At 43.7% G+C, this 16846-nt stretch carries 16 protein-coding genes and 1 pseudogene; 13 read left to right on the top strand and 4 right to left on the bottom strand.

The annotated features are described in order from the left end of the window. A pseudogene (locus tag DP116_RS00920) lies at positions 1–191 on the bottom strand (hypothetical protein); the annotation flags it as partial. A 300-nt stretch (positions 192–491) separates the two neighbouring features. Here DP116_RS00920 and DP116_RS00925 point away from each other — a divergent pair. The 3 genes from DP116_RS00925 (at position 492) to DP116_RS00935 (ending at position 4809) form a co-directional block, all read left to right on the top strand. Continuing rightward, a complete protein-coding gene (locus DP116_RS00925; protein ID WP_169153376.1) occupies positions 492–2672 on the top strand; it encodes a cation:proton antiporter in 2181 nt (726 codons plus the stop codon). Positions 2673–2784: 112 nt separating this feature from the next. Then, positions 2785–3303 carry a hypothetical protein gene (locus DP116_RS00930; RefSeq protein ID WP_169153377.1) on the top strand — a complete coding sequence of 173 codons (519 nt, stop codon included), beginning with the start codon at positions 2785–2787 and terminating at the stop codon, positions 3301–3303. A gap of 384 nt (positions 3304–3687) precedes the next feature. After that, positions 3688–4809 carry an AMIN domain-containing protein gene (locus DP116_RS00935; protein ID WP_169153378.1) on the top strand — a complete coding sequence of 374 codons (1122 nt, stop codon included), beginning with the start codon at positions 3688–3690 and terminating at the stop codon, positions 4807–4809. An 82-nt stretch (positions 4810–4891) separates the two neighbouring features. On the opposite strand, the gene DP116_RS00940 is transcribed toward DP116_RS00935, so the two are convergent. Then, complete coding sequence (locus DP116_RS00940) at positions 4892–5431, bottom strand: DUF3172 domain-containing protein (RefSeq protein WP_169153379.1); 540 nt, start codon at positions 5429–5431, stop codon at positions 4892–4894. Between the two features lie 288 nt (positions 5432–5719). Here DP116_RS00940 and DP116_RS00945 point away from each other — a divergent pair, with 288 nt between their 5' ends. Beyond that, a complete protein-coding gene (locus DP116_RS00945) occupies positions 5720–6547 on the top strand; it encodes an ABC transporter permease (RefSeq protein WP_169153380.1) in 828 nt (275 codons plus the stop codon). 50 nt (positions 6548–6597) lie between these two features. Here DP116_RS00945 and DP116_RS00950 read toward each other — a convergent pair whose 3' ends face one another. Together DP116_RS00950 and DP116_RS00955 are read right to left on the bottom strand one after the other, a co-directional pair. After that, the gene (locus tag DP116_RS00950; protein ID WP_169153381.1) at positions 6598–7074 is read right to left on the bottom strand and encodes an NAD(P)H-quinone oxidoreductase subunit N; all 477 of its coding nucleotides are present in this window, start codon (positions 7072–7074) and stop codon (positions 6598–6600) included. A gap of 98 nt (positions 7075–7172) precedes the next feature. Further along, positions 7173–8309, bottom strand: a complete 1137-nt coding sequence (locus tag DP116_RS00955) for an FAD-dependent monooxygenase (protein WP_169153382.1) — start codon at positions 8307–8309, stop codon at positions 7173–7175. A 126-nt stretch (positions 8310–8435) separates the two neighbouring features. On the opposite strand from DP116_RS00955, the gene DP116_RS00960 reads away from it, so the two are divergent. The 9 genes from DP116_RS00960 to rplP form a co-directional block, all read left to right on the top strand. Then, complete coding sequence (locus DP116_RS00960) at positions 8436–11438, top strand: HEAT repeat domain-containing protein (RefSeq protein WP_169153383.1); 3003 nt, start codon at positions 8436–8438, stop codon at positions 11436–11438. A gap of 846 nt (positions 11439–12284) precedes the next feature. Beyond that, positions 12285–12926: a 50S ribosomal protein L3 gene (rplC, locus tag DP116_RS00965; protein WP_169153384.1), complete on the top strand. Its 642-nt coding sequence runs from the start codon at positions 12285–12287 to the stop codon at positions 12924–12926. Positions 12927–12990: 64 nt separating this feature from the next. Continuing rightward, entirely contained in the window at positions 12991–13623 is a 633-nt protein-coding gene (rplD, locus tag DP116_RS00970; protein WP_169153385.1) for a 50S ribosomal protein L4, read from the top strand. Continuing rightward, positions 13616–13930 (top strand): 50S ribosomal protein L23, encoded by a 315-nt coding sequence (locus DP116_RS00975; protein WP_169153386.1) that lies wholly within the window; start codon positions 13616–13618, stop codon positions 13928–13930. Before rplD ends, DP116_RS00975 begins: the two co-directional genes overlap by 8 nt. A gap of 4 nt (positions 13931–13934) precedes the next feature. Then, positions 13935–14798, top strand: a complete 864-nt coding sequence (rplB, locus tag DP116_RS00980) for a 50S ribosomal protein L2 (protein WP_169153387.1) — start codon at positions 13935–13937, stop codon at positions 14796–14798. A gap of 101 nt (positions 14799–14899) precedes the next feature. Further along, positions 14900–15178, top strand: coding sequence for a 30S ribosomal protein S19 (gene rpsS, locus DP116_RS00985; protein WP_169153388.1), 279 nt, complete (start codon positions 14900–14902; stop codon positions 15176–15178). Between the two features lie 126 nt (positions 15179–15304). After that, the gene (gene rplV / locus DP116_RS00990; protein WP_169153435.1) at positions 15305–15667 is read left to right on the top strand and encodes a 50S ribosomal protein L22; all 363 of its coding nucleotides are present in this window, start codon (positions 15305–15307) and stop codon (positions 15665–15667) included. Positions 15668–15721: 54 nt separating this feature from the next. Beyond that, complete coding sequence (rpsC, locus tag DP116_RS00995) at positions 15722–16501, top strand: 30S ribosomal protein S3 (protein WP_169153389.1); 780 nt, start codon at positions 15722–15724, stop codon at positions 16499–16501. A 61-nt stretch (positions 16502–16562) separates the two neighbouring features. Beyond that, the coding region (gene rplP, locus DP116_RS01000) for a 50S ribosomal protein L16 (protein ID WP_246275429.1) at positions 16563–16846 on the top strand (284 nt) is incomplete at its 3' end.

The following is a 16846-nucleotide window of genomic DNA, read 5'->3' on the forward strand; positions in this document are numbered from 1 at the left end:
AAATGAGGCGTATAAATTCCCACTGCTGTGCCCATACCAGCTAAACCCATATTGCCAACCGTAGCAGAAATTCCCGCACCCGCTACACTTCCTCCAGCAAGAAACATGACTCCTTCTGTTTGGTTGAAATTACCTGCAATATTATTCAAGTTTGCTTTTATAACTCGATTCACGCGTTCGCCCAATCCCACAGTTTTCTTTCCTTTTGACCTTATCTAAAGTTTTGTAGCCCTATCCTTTGTCAACCTTCATGCTCATATTTGATACTTACGCAAAGCCTATGCCACTTTGTTAGTTGGTCAATTAGACATCTGGTGGAAATAGGTGATGCAATATTAATCCGTAACGAGCTTTCCAACGTACAACAGCGCTTGTTAACAACAATTAACACCACGATTTACTATAAGTAAACTAGATAACGTTGACTAGATATATTAAAGGGTTATAAAGAATCATCTTTAGAACACTGGATAGTCCCTTGTGAGGAAAACATGCAGACAGTTGTTCTCGTTCTCGTTGAAGTGCTAATTGTTATCGGACTGTCACGGCTAGTAGGACTCGCCTTCCGGTGGATTAACCAACCATTAGTCATTGGAGAGATTGTTGCTGGGATTATGCTCGGACCATCTCTTTTTGGTTTGGTTGCTCCAGGATTAGCATCTACCTTGTTTCCACCCGAAACAATTCCCTTCCTGAATGTGTTGTCTCAGGTAGGGTTAATTTTCTTCATGTTTTTGATTGGGTTAGAATTAAACCCCAAATACATCAGCGGCAATTTAGAAATAGCAGTATTAACATCTCACGTCAGTATTCTAGTACCGTTTTCGTTAGGAACGCTGCTCGCAGTACTGCTATATCCTCTAGTTTCCAATGCTAGTGTGTCGTTTACCGCCTTTGCGCTGTTTCTCGGAGCAGCAATGTCGATTACTGCTTTTCCGGTCTTGGCACGTATTATTACTGAGAACAACTTGCAAAGAACACGCTTGGGAACTTTGGCGTTGACTTGTGCTGCAGTAGATGATGTCACTGCTTGGTGCTTGTTGGCAGTGGCGATCGCAGTAGCACGTACAGGTAGTATTATTGGTGCTTTTCCTACCATTATCGCCAGCTTAGTATACATTGGCTTGATGATGACAGTAGGGCGAACTTTCTTGAAACGCCTTGCGACCTACTACCGTCGCACTGGACGCCTCAGCCAATTGGTTCTAGCTTTGATTTACATGGCAGTGGTTGCTTCTGCTCTGATTACCGAACTGATTGGCATTCACCTTATATTTGGAGCGTTTTTACTAGGGGCAGCCATGCCAAAGAATGCAGGTTTAGTGCGGGAAATAGCAATAAAAACAGAAGATTTTGTGCTGATATTTCTGCTACCAGTGTTCTTTGCTTATAGTGGTTTGCGGACGGAAATTGGTTTGCTGAATAAGCCTGAATTATGGGCACTGTGCTTAGCTGTGCTCGCAGTGGCAATCATAGGTAAATACGTTGGCACTTATGTAGCAGCACGTATCAGTGGTATAGAGAAGCGAGAAGCCTCAGCACTAGGTTGGTTGATGAATACTCGCGGCTTAACTGAGCTGATTGTGCTGAATATTGGTCTGAGTCTTGGAGTCATTTCGCCGCTACTATTTACCATGCTGGTGATTATGGCATTAGTCACAACATTTATGACTTCGCCACTGTTAGAGCGAACTTATCCGAAAAAGCTCATCAAGTTGGATGTGGTTGACCAAGAACCAGAAGAAATAAAAGCAGACACCCCTGATGGTGAAGATTTTTACAATCGTCCTTACCGAATTTTGGTTCCAGTCGCAAATCCCAATAGCCAAAAAGGTTTGGTGCAGTTGGCTGCTGCGATCGCTATCAACTATCAACAACCCGCCGTTGTTTACCCACTCAGTTTGATTGAATTCCAAGAAGATTATGCTTTTGAAAATACCCCACAAGAAGCAAATAAAGTCATTGCACAGCGTCGCCAACAGCTAGAAGAATTGATTTCACGTCTAGAACCATTAGAAGCACGCTCGTATATGCATCCTATTGTTTGCACATCGAGCAATGTTGCACGAGAAACAGCACGGATTGCCTTACTTGAACAAGCGAACTTAGTTTTAGTAGGATGGCATCGTCCAGCTTTTAGTAAGAATCGCTTAGGTGGACGAGTGGGTCAAATTCTCACCAATGCACCAGTGGATGTGGCGGTGTTTATAGATCGAGGACAAGAGCGTTTAGAAAGGTTGTTGGTTCCTTATTCCGCAAACATTCATGACGATTTAGCATTGATACTTGCTTTGAGATTGCTAATAAATCGTGATACTTGCCGATTACTGGTTTTACAGGTTGTGGCAGAGAATCAAGTCAAAAATGAACACAGTTACGAGCTTGACACTGTAATGGAGCAATTGCCTCAAAGTGTGCGCGATCGCATTGATATCAAAATAGTCGAAGCCATAGAGCCAATTCAAGCTGTAGTCGCAGCCTCTGAAACTGTTGATCTGACTATTGCTGGTACAAGCCGCGCTTGGGGTATCGAACGTCAAACCTTGGGAAGATACACAGATCAACTAGCTATTGAGTGTCGCTCCTCACTGCTGATTACTCGTCGCCACAGTCAAATTAGCTCTCATATTACTTCTGTTCTCGTTAACGAGAAATTAGAGGTAAAACGTTAGATGAATAGTGAAGAATGCTGAATGATTAATTGGAAAAATATAAAGTTTATTCTGACATCATTCGGTATTCATCATTCTCCTCTGTTCCCTATCACCCCTTATCTTTATAACCATGAGTCATTTCAACTTCAAATCTCTCACTTTCTATGGTGTGGCAATAAGTTCAGTACTGCTTTTGTTTAAAGTTGTAACGGCTTATGGAGAAAACAGCATCAAAGCGCCGCCAGCAATTAACAGCAACTATCGCCTCGTGTTGAGTGAAAAGTTGCCTGTCTGCGAAAAATCAGATTTTCTACTCTTAAATCTTCAGCAATCAGGAATTTACTTGAATGGTTTTTTACTGCCAGCTAACTCCACTAAAACTTCAGCACTATCTGAAAAACATTCTCTGGCGGGGAAACTTCAGAATCAACAGTTGAGTTTATCGGGAGAAGTTACGAGGCACATCCTATGTAATACTCCAAATTCTCAAACACAAGCAAACATTATCCCAGTTAAAATACAAATCAAATTAGCTGAGAAAGGAGATTTAATAGGCAAAATAAGTGTGAGCGATAGTTCCAAAACTATTGGATTGACAGCAACACCACAAAAAACTAACGAACAATCTGAGCAGCCAAAGAATCATTGAACAGCTCCTAACCCCATGTTTGAGCGTGCTACCATTTGACCAATGATTCCTTGATGGTACAAGCTGCCAGATTGATCCGTGGAATCAATTCTTTAATCCAAAATCCAAAATTTCCAAGCCCTCGGCTTGATCCGTGGGGTCAATCCAAAATCCATAAGTTAAGATCCAAAATTGTCTGACACCTTTGGTAGAAGCGGGTAGTATAGCAGTTGCCAGGTAGATTAGGACGTGAACTAATGAGAAAATACGGACAGCACGAGACAATCACACGCCTATTAAGAGTTCCCTGTTCCCTGTTCCCTGTTCCCTGTTCCCTGTTCCCTGCTATAAAAAAAACAGTTGTCATGGACAATTGTGGATAAATTATGTGGAGTCGTGAGGAGTATGAACAAGGAATTAAAGAATAAACAATTTTTCCGGTTCTGCAAGTATCTGTTTCGCGTTAGCTTGTTTGCCTTGTGTACAGGTGTGCTTTACAGCAAGCCCCTTAGCGTCTATGGTTTTGATGTGGGCAATAGTAGTAGCGTAGCGCCATTAGCAAGGCTTGAGGATTGGCGCTTTTACCCAGAGGCGTCACAACTAGAAATTTCCCTCTCAGCAGCTGCACAACCTCGATACTTTTACCTCGCCCAACCGCCACGCATTGTTATAGATTTGCCTGGTACTAAATTAGGCAAAATTCCTACCAAACAAAATTTCTATGGAGCCATCCGAAGCATTCGCGTTTCCCAACTCAACGCAGATGTCACTCGTATTGTTATGGATTTAGCACCAGGAATCCTCATCGCTCCAACAAGAGTGCAACTGCAACCCGTTTCTAGAGAAAATCCCACCCGTTGGGTATTACGTCCTTTGGTTGTCAGTAACGGTACCTCTTTACCTGGGAATTTTTCATCTACAACTATTTCCCCACCGCTACCAAGCAACACACCTGATATCTATAATCCCCCACAATCGCCAGGCAACCTACCACCTAGCATATACAATAATCCCCCACAACCGCCAGGCAACTTACCACCTAGCATATACAATAATCCCCCACAACTACCAGGCAACTTACCACCTAGCGTATACAATAATCCCCCACAGCCATTTAGTAACTCACCAGTGGGTGTCTATAATCCTCCACAACCACCAAGCAACTTACCACCTGCAACGTATAACAATCTCCCACAACTTCCTGGCAACCCACCATCAACTACCTATAATCAACAACAAGTACCTGATTTCAGTGTACCGCCACCATTAACAACTCTACCTACAAATAACTTTTCAAGCGCACCATCTGTCCAAGTACCGCCTCTGACCCCGAACAACTCCTCTCAACTCCCTGGTTCTAGTTTTAGCCCACCCTCTTTGCCATATCAAGGCAGTTATACGAACAACAGCGCTCCTTCTTTGGGTACGTCGAATTTTCCAATCCCAAATCTCCCCACTGGTTCACGCAGTTCTCCCAACTCTAAAGTAATTGAGTTTGGTGAACCGTTTCCCAACTCTTCAAGATAAAGAGCACACAAAAGTAAAGAAGAACGAGAAAAGAAAGAACAAAGTAATTCTTTTTTCTTCCTTTTCTTGTCTTCGTTCTTTTCTAGAATCTTTCTGTTTCGATTCCTGGGGCTGTTGCTCCTGGTTGGTTAATGAAGAAGTTTTTCGCATCATCGTTCTCGTAAGTGCAGCTAATGTCAGGTTTGTCACCGTTCAAGTCACCCGCGTAGGCAAAGTTGTTCAAACGATTTTTGCATTCTCTGAGCTGCTGTGATGTCACCAGCTTCTTTTGTTCTAAAATTGTCATGTTACTCGAACGCAGAACACATCCAGGACGCATACTGGGCTGAGCAATGTAGACTTTAAAAGGGTTGAGAGTCACAAACAGTCTGGTATCCATCACCATAGCGCTGGCTCCATACTGCACACAAATATCAGCATTCGGTGCTTTGGTATCAATAAATTCTCGGCTAGCTACGTTTGACGTACTAAACGTAGCCGTGGAGCTAAAAGCAATACCAATCCCAATACCTAAAACAAACACCCCTCCCAAAATAGCCATCGTGGTGAAATTAAACATCGGGGATTGGAAGATAGAAGGTTTAGGAGTCGTAACTGTTCTACCAGTAGATTTTCGTCTCATTGTCGCTTAGTCAACTTTACGCTTTGGACAGTAGGGAGTGAATTCAATAGCTCCCCTTATTTCAGTATGCCGATTCTTGAGTCTCATTGTCTGAAACTTTTTCTTTGAAGTTCCTACCATCCAACAAATTCAGCAAATCCGCTAAACATGCAGGTTTAATTTGAAGTATTTTTTGTTTTTGATTTTCATTTCGATCTATGAGGGCTTTTTACTACCTTTGGTAGTAAAGGTGTCAAGAAATGTTAACTTAAAATTTAAGAAAATATTAATACATTCAGTACAAATAAAGTGGTACACCTACAATCGCGGTCCTTTGGCAAGAGTTTCAAAATCTCACAATTTCAAACTCTCATACGGGATAGTCTCACTATCTTCTGGGGAGATTGGCTAGAGTTGCGTACAAAACTTGTACAAATTATTTCCTCAGGATTAATCTCTCCATTGATATACATTCTAGCTTTTGGCTTTGGTTTGGGTAGCTCTATCAAACCTGGTTCAGGACTCAGTGGTGACTATAATAACTATTTAGAATTTATTTTGCCAGGAATGGTAGCACTGTCGTCTATGACAGTCAGCTTTGTCGGGACAACTTTCTCCATCTGTGGAGATAGACTCTTTACCAAAAACTTCGAGGAATTGTTACTCGTCCCCGTGCATCCCCTAGCGCTGCATATAGGAAAAATGCTGGCGGGCGTGACACGAGGGTTGATGACTTCACTGGGTGTTATTTTAGTAGCGCTGGTGTTTACTCGAAACTGGAATTTTCTCAATCCATTGTTTCTGCTGATATTGGTATTGAGTTGTGCAGTTTTTGCTGGTTTGGGAGTCATTGTAGGGTTAACGGTAAAATCCCTTGAATCAGTCGGACTTTACAACAACTTTATTATTATCCCCATGTCGTTCTTAGGAGCAACGTTTTTTGATCCAGGTACATTACCTACAGCCTTAAAATTCGTAGTTTACTTGTTACCCCTGACTTACGCCAGCATTGGACTACGTGCAGCGGCTTGTTTGCCATTGTCTCAGTTTCCTTGGTATTGCTTGCCAATTTTACTTGTGATGGCGATCGCCCTTTCCCTATGGGGTGCTTACGTATTTTCTCATCAACAGGATTAAGACTTGGCAGGGGACAGAGATGGTTTGTTCTCTGTCCCCTGTTGGTTGTCTTAACTAGCTAGAAGCGTCTTTTGCAAAGGCGTCCAACGGAAGGCGCGATCGCCACCCCTCTCAATCACCACTTTCACTCGTGGTTCCAAGCTGGGTAAGGCCGCTAAAAACTCAACTTCTTGATCGCAAAGAATTTGCCCTTCGATGATCCACAACACCAAGCCCTTTGATTTGGGTGGGAGGTGTTCGAGTTGAGAGCTAACAATCGGCGGCACATAGTAAACATAACCTACTGCCGCACCAGTGCTAGTACTTTTTTTCCCAAGATGAGGAGGTCTAACACCATGAACTGTTGTGAGATAGGCAGCTATATCGCCTAATCCCTTTGCACTCAGATCGAGAGTGACATAACCTGCTGCACGCAGTCGGCGTCTGTACCGACCTTCAAAACCTCCTTCTAGAGGTACGTAAACACCAAGAGCGCCAAATTTCTCCAGATCTCGAATTAAAGCGTTGCCAGTGGTAATTAGTGCCATAAGTTGATTTTTGTTCTATCCCACTTCGATATTTCTATTATTATTGTTTGTTAAGCATATAGATTAAGTTCTACAAATTAACTTATATTTGTTTTCGCTCAAGCTCTGTAAGCATGAAGCGACTTGAAGCTGTTACTGATAGTTACTCCCATGAGCTTCATAAATGTGTTTCGTAGCAGCAAGCTCAAAGGATTATCCAATTCACCCATTTTCCCCGCCCGCAAGGACTGCTCAACGATTAACTTTGTGCGAGGAAACCGCTGTGACTCATACTGTTGGAAAGCAGTTATTGGATCAGCTTGCTCCCTTAGACACTTAGCCACTACAAAAGCATCCTCTAATGCTGTACATGCTCCCTGTCCCATAGTTGGTAGCATTGGATGTGCGGCATCACCCAGTAGCGTAACATTTTGCTTGCTCCAAGGTTGAGTCGGAGCGCGATCATACAAATCTGTTGTCAGAATATTGGCTTCATCCGTTGCTAGAATTAATTCAGGAACCGACGCAAACCAATCTTGAAACATGGTTTCAAGTTCTTTTTTGTGACCACTTGGTGCATCTGGCTGTGCTAAAGGTGCTCTTGCGGCTGCATACCAATACATCCGTTCCTTACCCAGCATCATAAAGCCGAAGCTTTTACCACGCCCTAAGAACTCCTGAATGTAGCCAGGACGATATCCTCCAGGAATATAATCTGTTAGACCACGCCAGGTTTTAAAATTACGATAGATGGGTGGTTGTTCACCCAACAGAGCAGCTCGTACTCGCGATCGCAAACCATCAGCCCCAATCAAAGCATCCCCCTCAACACTTAAGCCGGAACTAAAGTGAGCGCGAATCTTTTCTTCTTGTTGCTCCAATCGCTTGAAAGTTTGCTCTAAAACAAATTTTTCCTGTACATTACGCCACAATAGCTGATGTAATTCCGCTCTATGAATACCAATAACGGGTAACTCGAAGCCATCAACGGCTATATTGACTAATTCCTTACCGCTTTGAGAATTGAATTGATAATTTGTTGTGAGATAACCAACGTGGATCGCGTCCTCCAATAAGTCTAAATTTCTTAAGATATGTGTGGCATTTGCCCAAAGTGCAATACCAGCCCCTACCTCCTGCAATTCCTTTGTTCGCTCATAGACAACTGGTTCCAAACCAGCCCTATGCAAAGCAAGTGCAGTTGCAGCACCGCCAATTCCGCCGCCGATAATGATGATCTTCTTAGCTGTTTGCATTTTTACTACTATACAGAACTTATCCAAACTTAAGTCAAAACGTAAGTCAAAAACACTCAATTGCTGGTCTTTAATAGCATGTGTGACAATTGAAATAATTTCTACATCAACTTGTTTGTAGTGTTTATGGAATCTGTGACACTGACAGCTGTTGTTACTGCGATCGCTTCCATCCTTTCGACACTTCCGAGTGAAGCAGTTGAGAAAATAGGCGAAAATATTGATGATTCTGTGTGGGTGCTACGTGGCAAGTTAGTAGAGAAACTCCGCCAGAAGAATAAGTTAGTATCGCTTACCGGATCTGTAGAGGGAAATGAACCGCAACAATTACAACAATTAGATTATGGTCAAGGAGTACTGGAACTGAAAGCAGCAGCGGACACAGATCCAGAAATTGCTCAAGTAGTTGTGGAAATTGAAGCAGCAGCTCGCACTTTAGATTTTTCTTATCCACAACAGGTAGAGAAATTTATTCACAAATGGTTTGCTGCTATTCCCAAAACGGGGGAACAGTTATGCACTGCGTTGAAAGAACCAGGTAAAGAGCGAATTCAGGATTTGGTGAAAAATCCTCTGCTGTTGACGCTGCTGTGCTTGAATTGGCAATCGGGAGATGGCAAATTACCGGATACTCAAGCCGGACTCTATCAGCAATTGGTTGATAATTTCTATAAGTGGAGAAGAGCCGAATTTGCTACAAACGATCACCAGCGTCAGCAACTCAATGTCAAATTAGGGGAATTAGCTAAAGCAGCAATAGACAAAGAAACAATCCGTTTTCGCTTACAGCAAGATTTTGTTAGTGACTTCTTGGGAGATGCTGATGATGAAAATTCGCTGTTGAAATTGGCACTAAATCTCGGTTGGTTGAACTGTGTAGGGATAGATACAGATAGAAAACCTGTTTACGCTTTCTTTCATACCTCATTTCAAGAGTATTTTGCTGCTAAAGCAATTGATGATTGGCATTTCTTTCTCAACCACATTCTCTATCATCCAAGTCTTGGAACTTATCGGATTTTTGAACCGCAATGGAAGCAAACAATATTACTTTGGTTAGGGCGACCAGAAGAAAATCTCAAACAGCAAAAGCAACAATTTATCAATGCTTTAGTCAACTTTAAAGACGGAATTGGTAAGTGGAATAAATACTACGATAAAGGATTTTATGAATATCGCGCCTATATTTTAGCTGCCGCAGGAATTGCTGAGTTTAGGAGTTATTCTAGAGCCGATAGGATAGTAGCACAAATTGTCAAGTGGGTTTTTGGTGAGGCCGATTTGATTGGGGAAGAAGCTAAGTTAGTACTGCAACACACAGACCGTACAAAAGTGATCGCAGCTTTGGTGCAACTGCTGCAATCAAATCGTCTGAATGACTACACTCGTATCCAGGTAGCATCTAGCTTAGGTAAAATCGCTCCTGGCAATGAAAATGCGATCGCTGCCTTGGTGCAACTGCTGCCATTAAATAGTTTATATACCACCTACGCACGTTATACAGAGATAGCAAAAAGCTTAGGGGAAATTGGCACAGGCAATGAAATCGCGATCTCCGCCTTAGTGCAAATGCTGCTATCAACTAATATATCTGATATAGGTGATTATGAAGCTTGTAAGCTGGCAGCAGAAAGCTTAGGGCAAATTGGTACAGGTAATGAAATTGCGATCACCGCCTTGCTGCAACTGCTGCAATCACCTAATTTGAAATGGTACAACTTCACCCGTTGGCAGGCAGCAGAAAGCTTAGAGAAAATCGTCACAGCCAATGAAAATGTTATCGTAGCCTTAGTGCAACTCTTGCAATCAAATGGTGTGGATGAGAACACTCGTAACTGGGCAGCAAAAAGCTTAGGGAAAATCGGCACAGGCAATGAAAATGCGATCGCCGCTTTGGTAAAACTGCTGCAATCAACTAATGTGGCTGACCACACCCGTAGGCTGGCAGCAGAAAGCTTAGGTAAAATCGGCACAGGCAATAAAGTTGCGATCGCCGCCTTAGTGCAACAGCTGCAATCAACTGATGTGGATGACTACACTTGTGAATTAGCAGCATCTAGCTTAGGGAAAATCGACCCTGGCAATGAAATTGCGATCGCCGCTTTGGTAAAACTGCTGCAATCAACTAATGTGGGTGACCACGCCCGTAGGCTGGCAGCAGAAAGCTTAGGGGAAATTGACCCTGGCAATGAGATTGCGATTGCTGCCTTAGTGCAACTGCTGGTATCAAATGATGTGAAGGCCTGGACTTATACGGAGATAGCAGAAAGTTTAAGAAAAATCGACCCTGGCAATGAAAATGTGATAACAGCCCTGGTACAACTCCTGCAATCAAATGATCTGGATGATTTCACCCGTAGGCTGGCAGCATACAGCTTAGGGAAAATTGACCCTGGCAATGAAATTGCGATTGCCGCTTTAGTGCAACAGGTACAATCAACTGATGTGGATGACTACACCTGTGAATTAGCAGCATATAGCTTAGGGATAATCGGCACAGGCAATGAAAATGCGATCGCCGCTTTGGTACAACTGCTGCAATCAACTAATCTGTCTCAGGACACCCGTGGTGAGGCAGCAGAAAGCTTAAAGAAAATCGGCACAGGCAATGAAAATGCAATCGTAGCCTTGGTGCAATTGCTGCTATCAACTAATGTTGATCATTTTGCCCGTATGTTGGCAGTGCAAAGCTTAGGGAAAATCGGCACAGGAAATGTAATTGCGATCACTGCCTTGGTGCAAGTGCTGCTATCAACTCAACTGCTGCTATCAACTAATGTGGGTGAGGGTCTTCTTAGACAAGCAGCAGAAAGTTTAGGGGAAATTGGTACAGGCAATGAAAATGCGATCGCTGCCTTGGTGCAACTGCTGCAATCAAGTAATACTAATATGGATGACTACAACTACACCCGTATCCAGGTAGCAAATAGCTTAATAAAAATTCTACAGGATAATAAGCATCGCTTTGCGGTAGTCAAAACTTTAAGTGGTTATAATTGCTACGGTGTCTTTTGGGAATGCGCCCAGAATATGCCTTACCCCGATTTCTATCGAGCTTGGCATCACTCCAAGTTTGCTACTGGTGTGGTGCAAGGGTTAAAGGAAATCTTCTTCACAAGAATAATTTAAATACTTTTGCAGCAGCGACGTTACAAATAAAGTTCTTGTAGTAACGATAACTTGTCCATTCGTTACTAACCCAGAAGCGTCGTAATCCCCAAATTTAGAATTGCTGAACACTCAACAAATTAGTAGACAAATATAATATAGATAAGCTATATTATTAGATTGTGACCATCCATTAAAATAAGTTACTGTCTGACTGCTAATTGTCACTAGTATTAGCATCAAAAATTGATGACTAAATCCCGTCTGGGATAAACTAGTAAAAATTGATGAAAGACTGGTAGACTAGATAAACTGCAAAGACAAATTAGGAGTGGTTGGTAAAAAATCAATGCCAACCTTAAGAATAAACTGCATTCACTCCTGAACCTCAAAATAATGAGGTAAAATCTTGAATAGTTCAAATGACTGTTTAAGGTTGTTAATGAAGTAGGAGCCGAGCAGTCATGTTGGTTTGTAGCATTGTATAAATCTCAGCCAACGGATACTGGGCAGGTCGCTGCCTAAGTCCTACTACAACAAAGAACGTGCCAGAGCAATGGCTGTTGATAAAGGCATTGCCGCACAAAGCGCAAAGCAACATAAGCCTTGCACAAAGTTCAAGAGTTATTCCTGAGAAAAAGGAAGATCTTTTGGCTGTTCTGGTGACGAATACAAGGTAAACAAGTTCATCAAATACTATGGACTCTTGGTGAAGACCCAAAGAAGTTGTAACTGTGAGTACCTAAGCAGTTCGACATCAATAGGTCTGTCCAAAAAATGGGAAGTCGTCCTGAAGGGCGTTCACAAGCTCTGTCCTTAAAAATCTGATGGCAACAAAAAGAAAATAAGTAAGGAGATCCAGTAACTGTGTCTGTAGGTATTATCGGCACCAAACTGGGTATGACCCAAGTCTTTGACGAGGCAGGAGTCGCGATTCCTGTGACCGTCATTCAGGCGGGACCATGCACCATTACCCAGGTAAAAACAAAACAGACCGACGGTTACTCCGCCATCCAAGTAGGTTATGGCGAGGTTAAGCCAAAGGCGCTGAACAAACCATTGTTGGGACATCTTGCCAAATCATCAGCCCCAGCATTGCGTCACTTGCAGGAGTATCGCATAGATAACGAAAGCGAATATACCCTAGGTCAACAAATTAAAGCTGATATTTTTAGTCCAGGTCAAACCGTAGACGTGATCGGCACAAGTATTGGTCGCGGTTTTGCAGGTAACCAAAAACGTAACAACTTCGGTCGAGGACCGATGTCGCACGGTTCAAAAAACCATAGAGCACCAGGTTCAATTGGTGCTGGTACAACTCCCGGTCGTGTTTATCCAGGTAAGCGGATGGCAGGACGTTTGGGTGGTAGCCGCGTCACAATCCGCCAACTAACTGTGGTACGAGTAGACCCAGAGCGCAACTTAATACTTATCAAGGGAAGTGTTCCTGGTAAGCCAGGTAATTTAGTAGATATTGTCCCGGCAATTGTAGTTGGTAAAAAGTCGTAACTCATTAGTCATTTAACTCTGGACTAATGACTAATAACTAATGACTAATGACTAAGGATTAAAAATGTTTGAGTGTGTAGTCAAAAATTGGCAAGGAGAACAAGTCGGGCAAAAAACGTTCGACTTCAAGGTTGCCAAAGAAGAAACGGCATCTCATGTCGTGCATCGAGCTTTGGTAAGACAAATGACCAATGCTCGTCAAGGAACAGCTAGTACCAAAACCCGTTCTGAAGTCAGAGGTGGCGGTCGCAAACCTTGGCGACAAAAAGGGACTGGTCGTGCGCGTGCTGGTTCTATTCGTTCACCTTTGTGGCGTGGTGGTGGTGTCATATTTGGACCAAAACCGCGAGAGTATAACCTCAAGATGAACCGCAAAGAGCGGCGTTTAGCTTTGCGAACAGCTTTTGCCAGTCGAATTGACGATTTGATTGTGGTGGAAGAATTTAGCGAGCAAATCCAGCGTCCCAAGACTAAGGAATTAGTGGGAGCGATCGCCCGTTGGGGTTCAGAACCAGAAAACAAAACCTTATTAATCTTGTCCGAACGTACAGACAACGTCTTTTTATCAGCTCGTAACGTCGCAAATCTAAAACTGCTTGGATCTGACCAGTTAAATGTTTACGATTTGCTGCACGCCGACAAGATTGTAGTTACAGCATCAGCCCTAGAAAAAATTCAGGAGGTCTACAGTGACTAGATTTGACCCCCGGAACCTTCCTGACCTTGTGCGTCGCCCAATACTAACTGAAAAAGCGACCGTACTCATGGAGCAAAACAAATACACTTTTGAAGTGACTCCAAAGGCAACAAAGCCACAAATTAGAGCGGCGATAGAAGATTTATTTGAAGTAAAAGTTGAAAAAGTCAACACCACAAGACCACCACGCAAAAAAAAGCGTGTTGGAAAATTTCTTGGTTACAAGCCCCAATATAAGAAAGCCATTGTTACAGTGGCGTCTGGGGATGTAGATAAGATTAGACAAGTTCTATTCCCAGAGGTTTAAAAAAATGGGTACTCGTTCTTATCGCCCTTACACCCCCAGTACTCGCCAAGTTACGATTTCTGACTTCTCGGAAATTACCAAAACCGAGCCAGAAAAATCGCTTACCGTATCGAAGCATCGCGCCAAAGGTAGAAATAATCAAGGACGGATTACTGTTCGCCATAGAGGTGGTGGACACAAACGTCTGTATCGCATTATCGACTTCAAAAGAGATAAGCGTGAGATTCCGGCCATTGTGACAGCTATTGAATACGACCCTAACCGCAACGCGCGGATTGCCCTTGTGCAATACGAAGACGGTGAAAAGCGTTACATTCTTCAATCCAACGGTTTAAAAGTAGGGACAACAGTTATTGCCGGCCCAAATTCTCCGATCGAAAATGGCAATGCTTTACCTCTATCTAACATTCCCTTGGGAACCAGCGTTCACAACGTGGAATTGAAACCGGGTAAAGGCGGTCAAATCGTTCGCTCAGCTGGTGCGACTGCTCAAGTTGTGGCAAAAGAAGGTAGTTACGTAACACTCAAGTTGCCTTCTGGAGAAGTCCGGATGATCCGTCGTGAGTGCTATGCCACCATCGGACAAGTCGGTAATCTTGATGCCAGAAACCTGAGCGCAGGTAAAGCTGGTAGAACTCGCTGGAAAGGTCGCCGTCCTCAAGTCAGAGGTAGTGTGATGAACCCAGTTGACCACCCACACGGTGGTGGTGAAGGTAGGGCACCTATCGGCAGACCAGGACCTGTCACACCTTGGGGTAAACCTGCTTTAGGTTTGAAGACACGCAAACCCAAGAAAGCCAGTAGCAAGTTTATTGTGCGCCGTCGCCGCAAATCTTCTAAGCGCGGTCGTGGCGGTCGTGAATCTTAATCAGTACCGAGTGTTGAGTCAATAGAACTCTTTGACTCAGCACTCCACACTTAGAACGAAAACTCATTCCTTAACACTTCTTTACTCAAAGCTAACTAGTTATGGGTCGCTCTCTTAAAAAAGGTCCTTTTGTTGCGGATCATCTCCTAACAAAAATTGAAAGGCTCAATGACGCCAATAAAAAGGAAGTTATTAAAACTTGGTCACGGGCTTCGACAATTTTGCCCCTCATGGTAGGTCATACCATCGCAGTTCATAACGGACGCCAACACGTTCCCATTTTCATCAGTGACCAGATGGTAGGACATAAACTGGGTGAGTTCGCACCCACGCGCACTTATAAGGGTCACGCCAGAAGTGACAAAAAAGCAGGTAGATAGTTATCAGTTATTAGGAGGCACTGCGTTGGGCGGGTTCCCCGACTTGAAGCATGTGCCGTTCACTAGTGGCTTAGTAGATGACTAATGACTAATGACTAATCACTAATGACTAAGACGGAGAAAACTATGGCAACAGACACGACTGAAGTAAAAGCGATAGCCCGTTATGTACGTATGTCACCCTATAAAGTGCGTCGCGTACTTGACCAAATAAGAGGGCGGTCATACAGAGAAGCGCTCATTCTCCTAGAATTCATGCCCTATCGCTCCTGCGAGCCAGTATTGAAGGTTCTCAGAAGCGCCGCAGCCAATGCTGAACACAACGCTGGGCTAGACAGAACAGAGCTTGTGATTACTCAAGCTTACGCTGATCAAGGTCCGGTGCTCAAACGGTTCCAACCAAGGGCGCAAGGTCGTGCTTACCAAATTCGCAAGCCGACGTGTCATATTACTGTAGCTGTCGCTGCTGAACCCGCCGCAGCTAAATAAAGAAAAAATAGCGTACAGGTACACGAGAAGAATTTTTGTTTAGAGGAAGCATTTGTGGGACAGAAGATACATCCAGTAGGTTTTCGCTTGGGAGTCACCCAAGAGCATCAATCCCGATGGTTTGCTGATCCTAGCCGCTATCCAGAACTTTTACAAGAAGACCACAAACTTCGTCAGTATATAGAACAAAAACTGGGTAGATACGCACAAAACAACGCTGGAATTTCTGAGGTGCGGATTGATCGTAAAGCAGATCAAATTGATTTAGAAGTACGTACAGCTCGACCCGGCGTTGTCGTAGGTCGAGGCGGACAAGGTATTGAATCTCTACGCACTGGTCTCCAGCAATTGTTGGGAAGCAATCGCCAAATTCGCATTAACGTTGTTGAAGTCCAACGAGTTGATGCTGATGCTTACCTCATTTCTGAATACATCGCTCAACAACTGGAACGCCGCGTTTCCTTCCGGCGGGTAGTACGCCAAGCCATTCAACGTGCCCAACGCGCTGGCGTACAAGGAATCAAAATTCAAGTCAGTGGACGGCTCAACGGCGCAGAAATTGCCCGGACAGAGTCGAGTCGTGAAGGTAGTGTTCCTTTACACACCTTACGGGCTGACATTGATTACGCATACTGTACAGCAAAAACTGTTTACGGAATTCTCGGGATTAAAGTGTGGGTGTTTAAAGGAGAAATTATTCCAGGACAGGAACAAACTCCTCCCCCAGCAACAAATCGCGGCGATCGCGACCGTGATCGTGACCGCGATCGCCCCCCATCTCGCCGTCAACAACGCCGTCGCCAGCAATTTGAAGACCGCTCAAATGAAGGATAGTTATTAGTCATTAGCTTTTGACTTGTTACCTTCACTTTTGACTTTTAACTTTTGACACATCATGCTAAGTCCAAGAAGAACGAAATTCCGCAAACAACAGCGCGGACGGATGAATGGTCTAGCCCATCGGGGTAGCGACCTGAACTTTGGGGATTTTGCTTTGCAAGCTTTAGAACCCTGCTGGATCACCTCTCGTCAAATTGAGGCTTCTCGTCGAGCAATGACTCGTTACATCCGCCGGGGTGGTAAAATCTGGATTCGGATTTTTCCTGATAAACCAGTGACAATGCGTCCAGCAGAAACCCGGATGGGTTCCGGTAAGGGTTCACCTGAGTTCTGGGTAGC

The sequence above is a fragment of the Brasilonema bromeliae SPC951 genome (genome assembly GCF_012912135.1).
GTDB lineage: Bacteria > Cyanobacteriota > Cyanobacteriia > Cyanobacteriales > Nostocaceae > Brasilonema > Brasilonema bromeliae.

Coding starts and splice junctions, on each gene's coding strand:
- DP116_RS00930 (WP_169153377.1), top strand. CDS start 2,785: ATGAGTCATTTCAACTTCAAATCTCTCACTTTCTATGGTGTGGCAATA.
- DP116_RS00935 (WP_169153378.1), top strand. CDS start 3,688: ATGAACAAGGAATTAAAGAATAAACAATTTTTCCGGTTCTGCAAGTAT.
- rpsS (WP_169153388.1), top strand. CDS start 14,900: ATGGGTCGCTCTCTTAAAAAAGGTCCTTTTGTTGCGGATCATCTCCTA.
- DP116_RS00925 (WP_169153376.1), top strand. CDS start 492: ATGCAGACAGTTGTTCTCGTTCTCGTTGAAGTGCTAATTGTTATCGGA.
- DP116_RS00950 (WP_169153381.1), bottom strand. CDS start 7,074: ATGGCACTAATTACCACTGGCAACGCTTTAATTCGAGATCTGGAGAAA.
- rplD (WP_169153385.1), top strand. CDS start 12,991: ATGTTTGAGTGTGTAGTCAAAAATTGGCAAGGAGAACAAGTCGGGCAA.
- rplB (WP_169153387.1), top strand. CDS start 13,935: ATGGGTACTCGTTCTTATCGCCCTTACACCCCCAGTACTCGCCAAGTT.
- DP116_RS00955 (WP_169153382.1), bottom strand. CDS start 8,309: ATGCAAACAGCTAAGAAGATCATCATTATCGGCGGCGGAATTGGCGGT.
- rplV (WP_169153435.1), top strand. CDS start 15,305: ATGGCAACAGACACGACTGAAGTAAAAGCGATAGCCCGTTATGTACGT.
- DP116_RS00940 (WP_169153379.1), bottom strand. CDS start 5,431: ATGAGACGAAAATCTACTGGTAGAACAGTTACGACTCCTAAACCTTCT.
- DP116_RS00960 (WP_169153383.1), top strand. CDS start 8,436: ATGGAATCTGTGACACTGACAGCTGTTGTTACTGCGATCGCTTCCATC.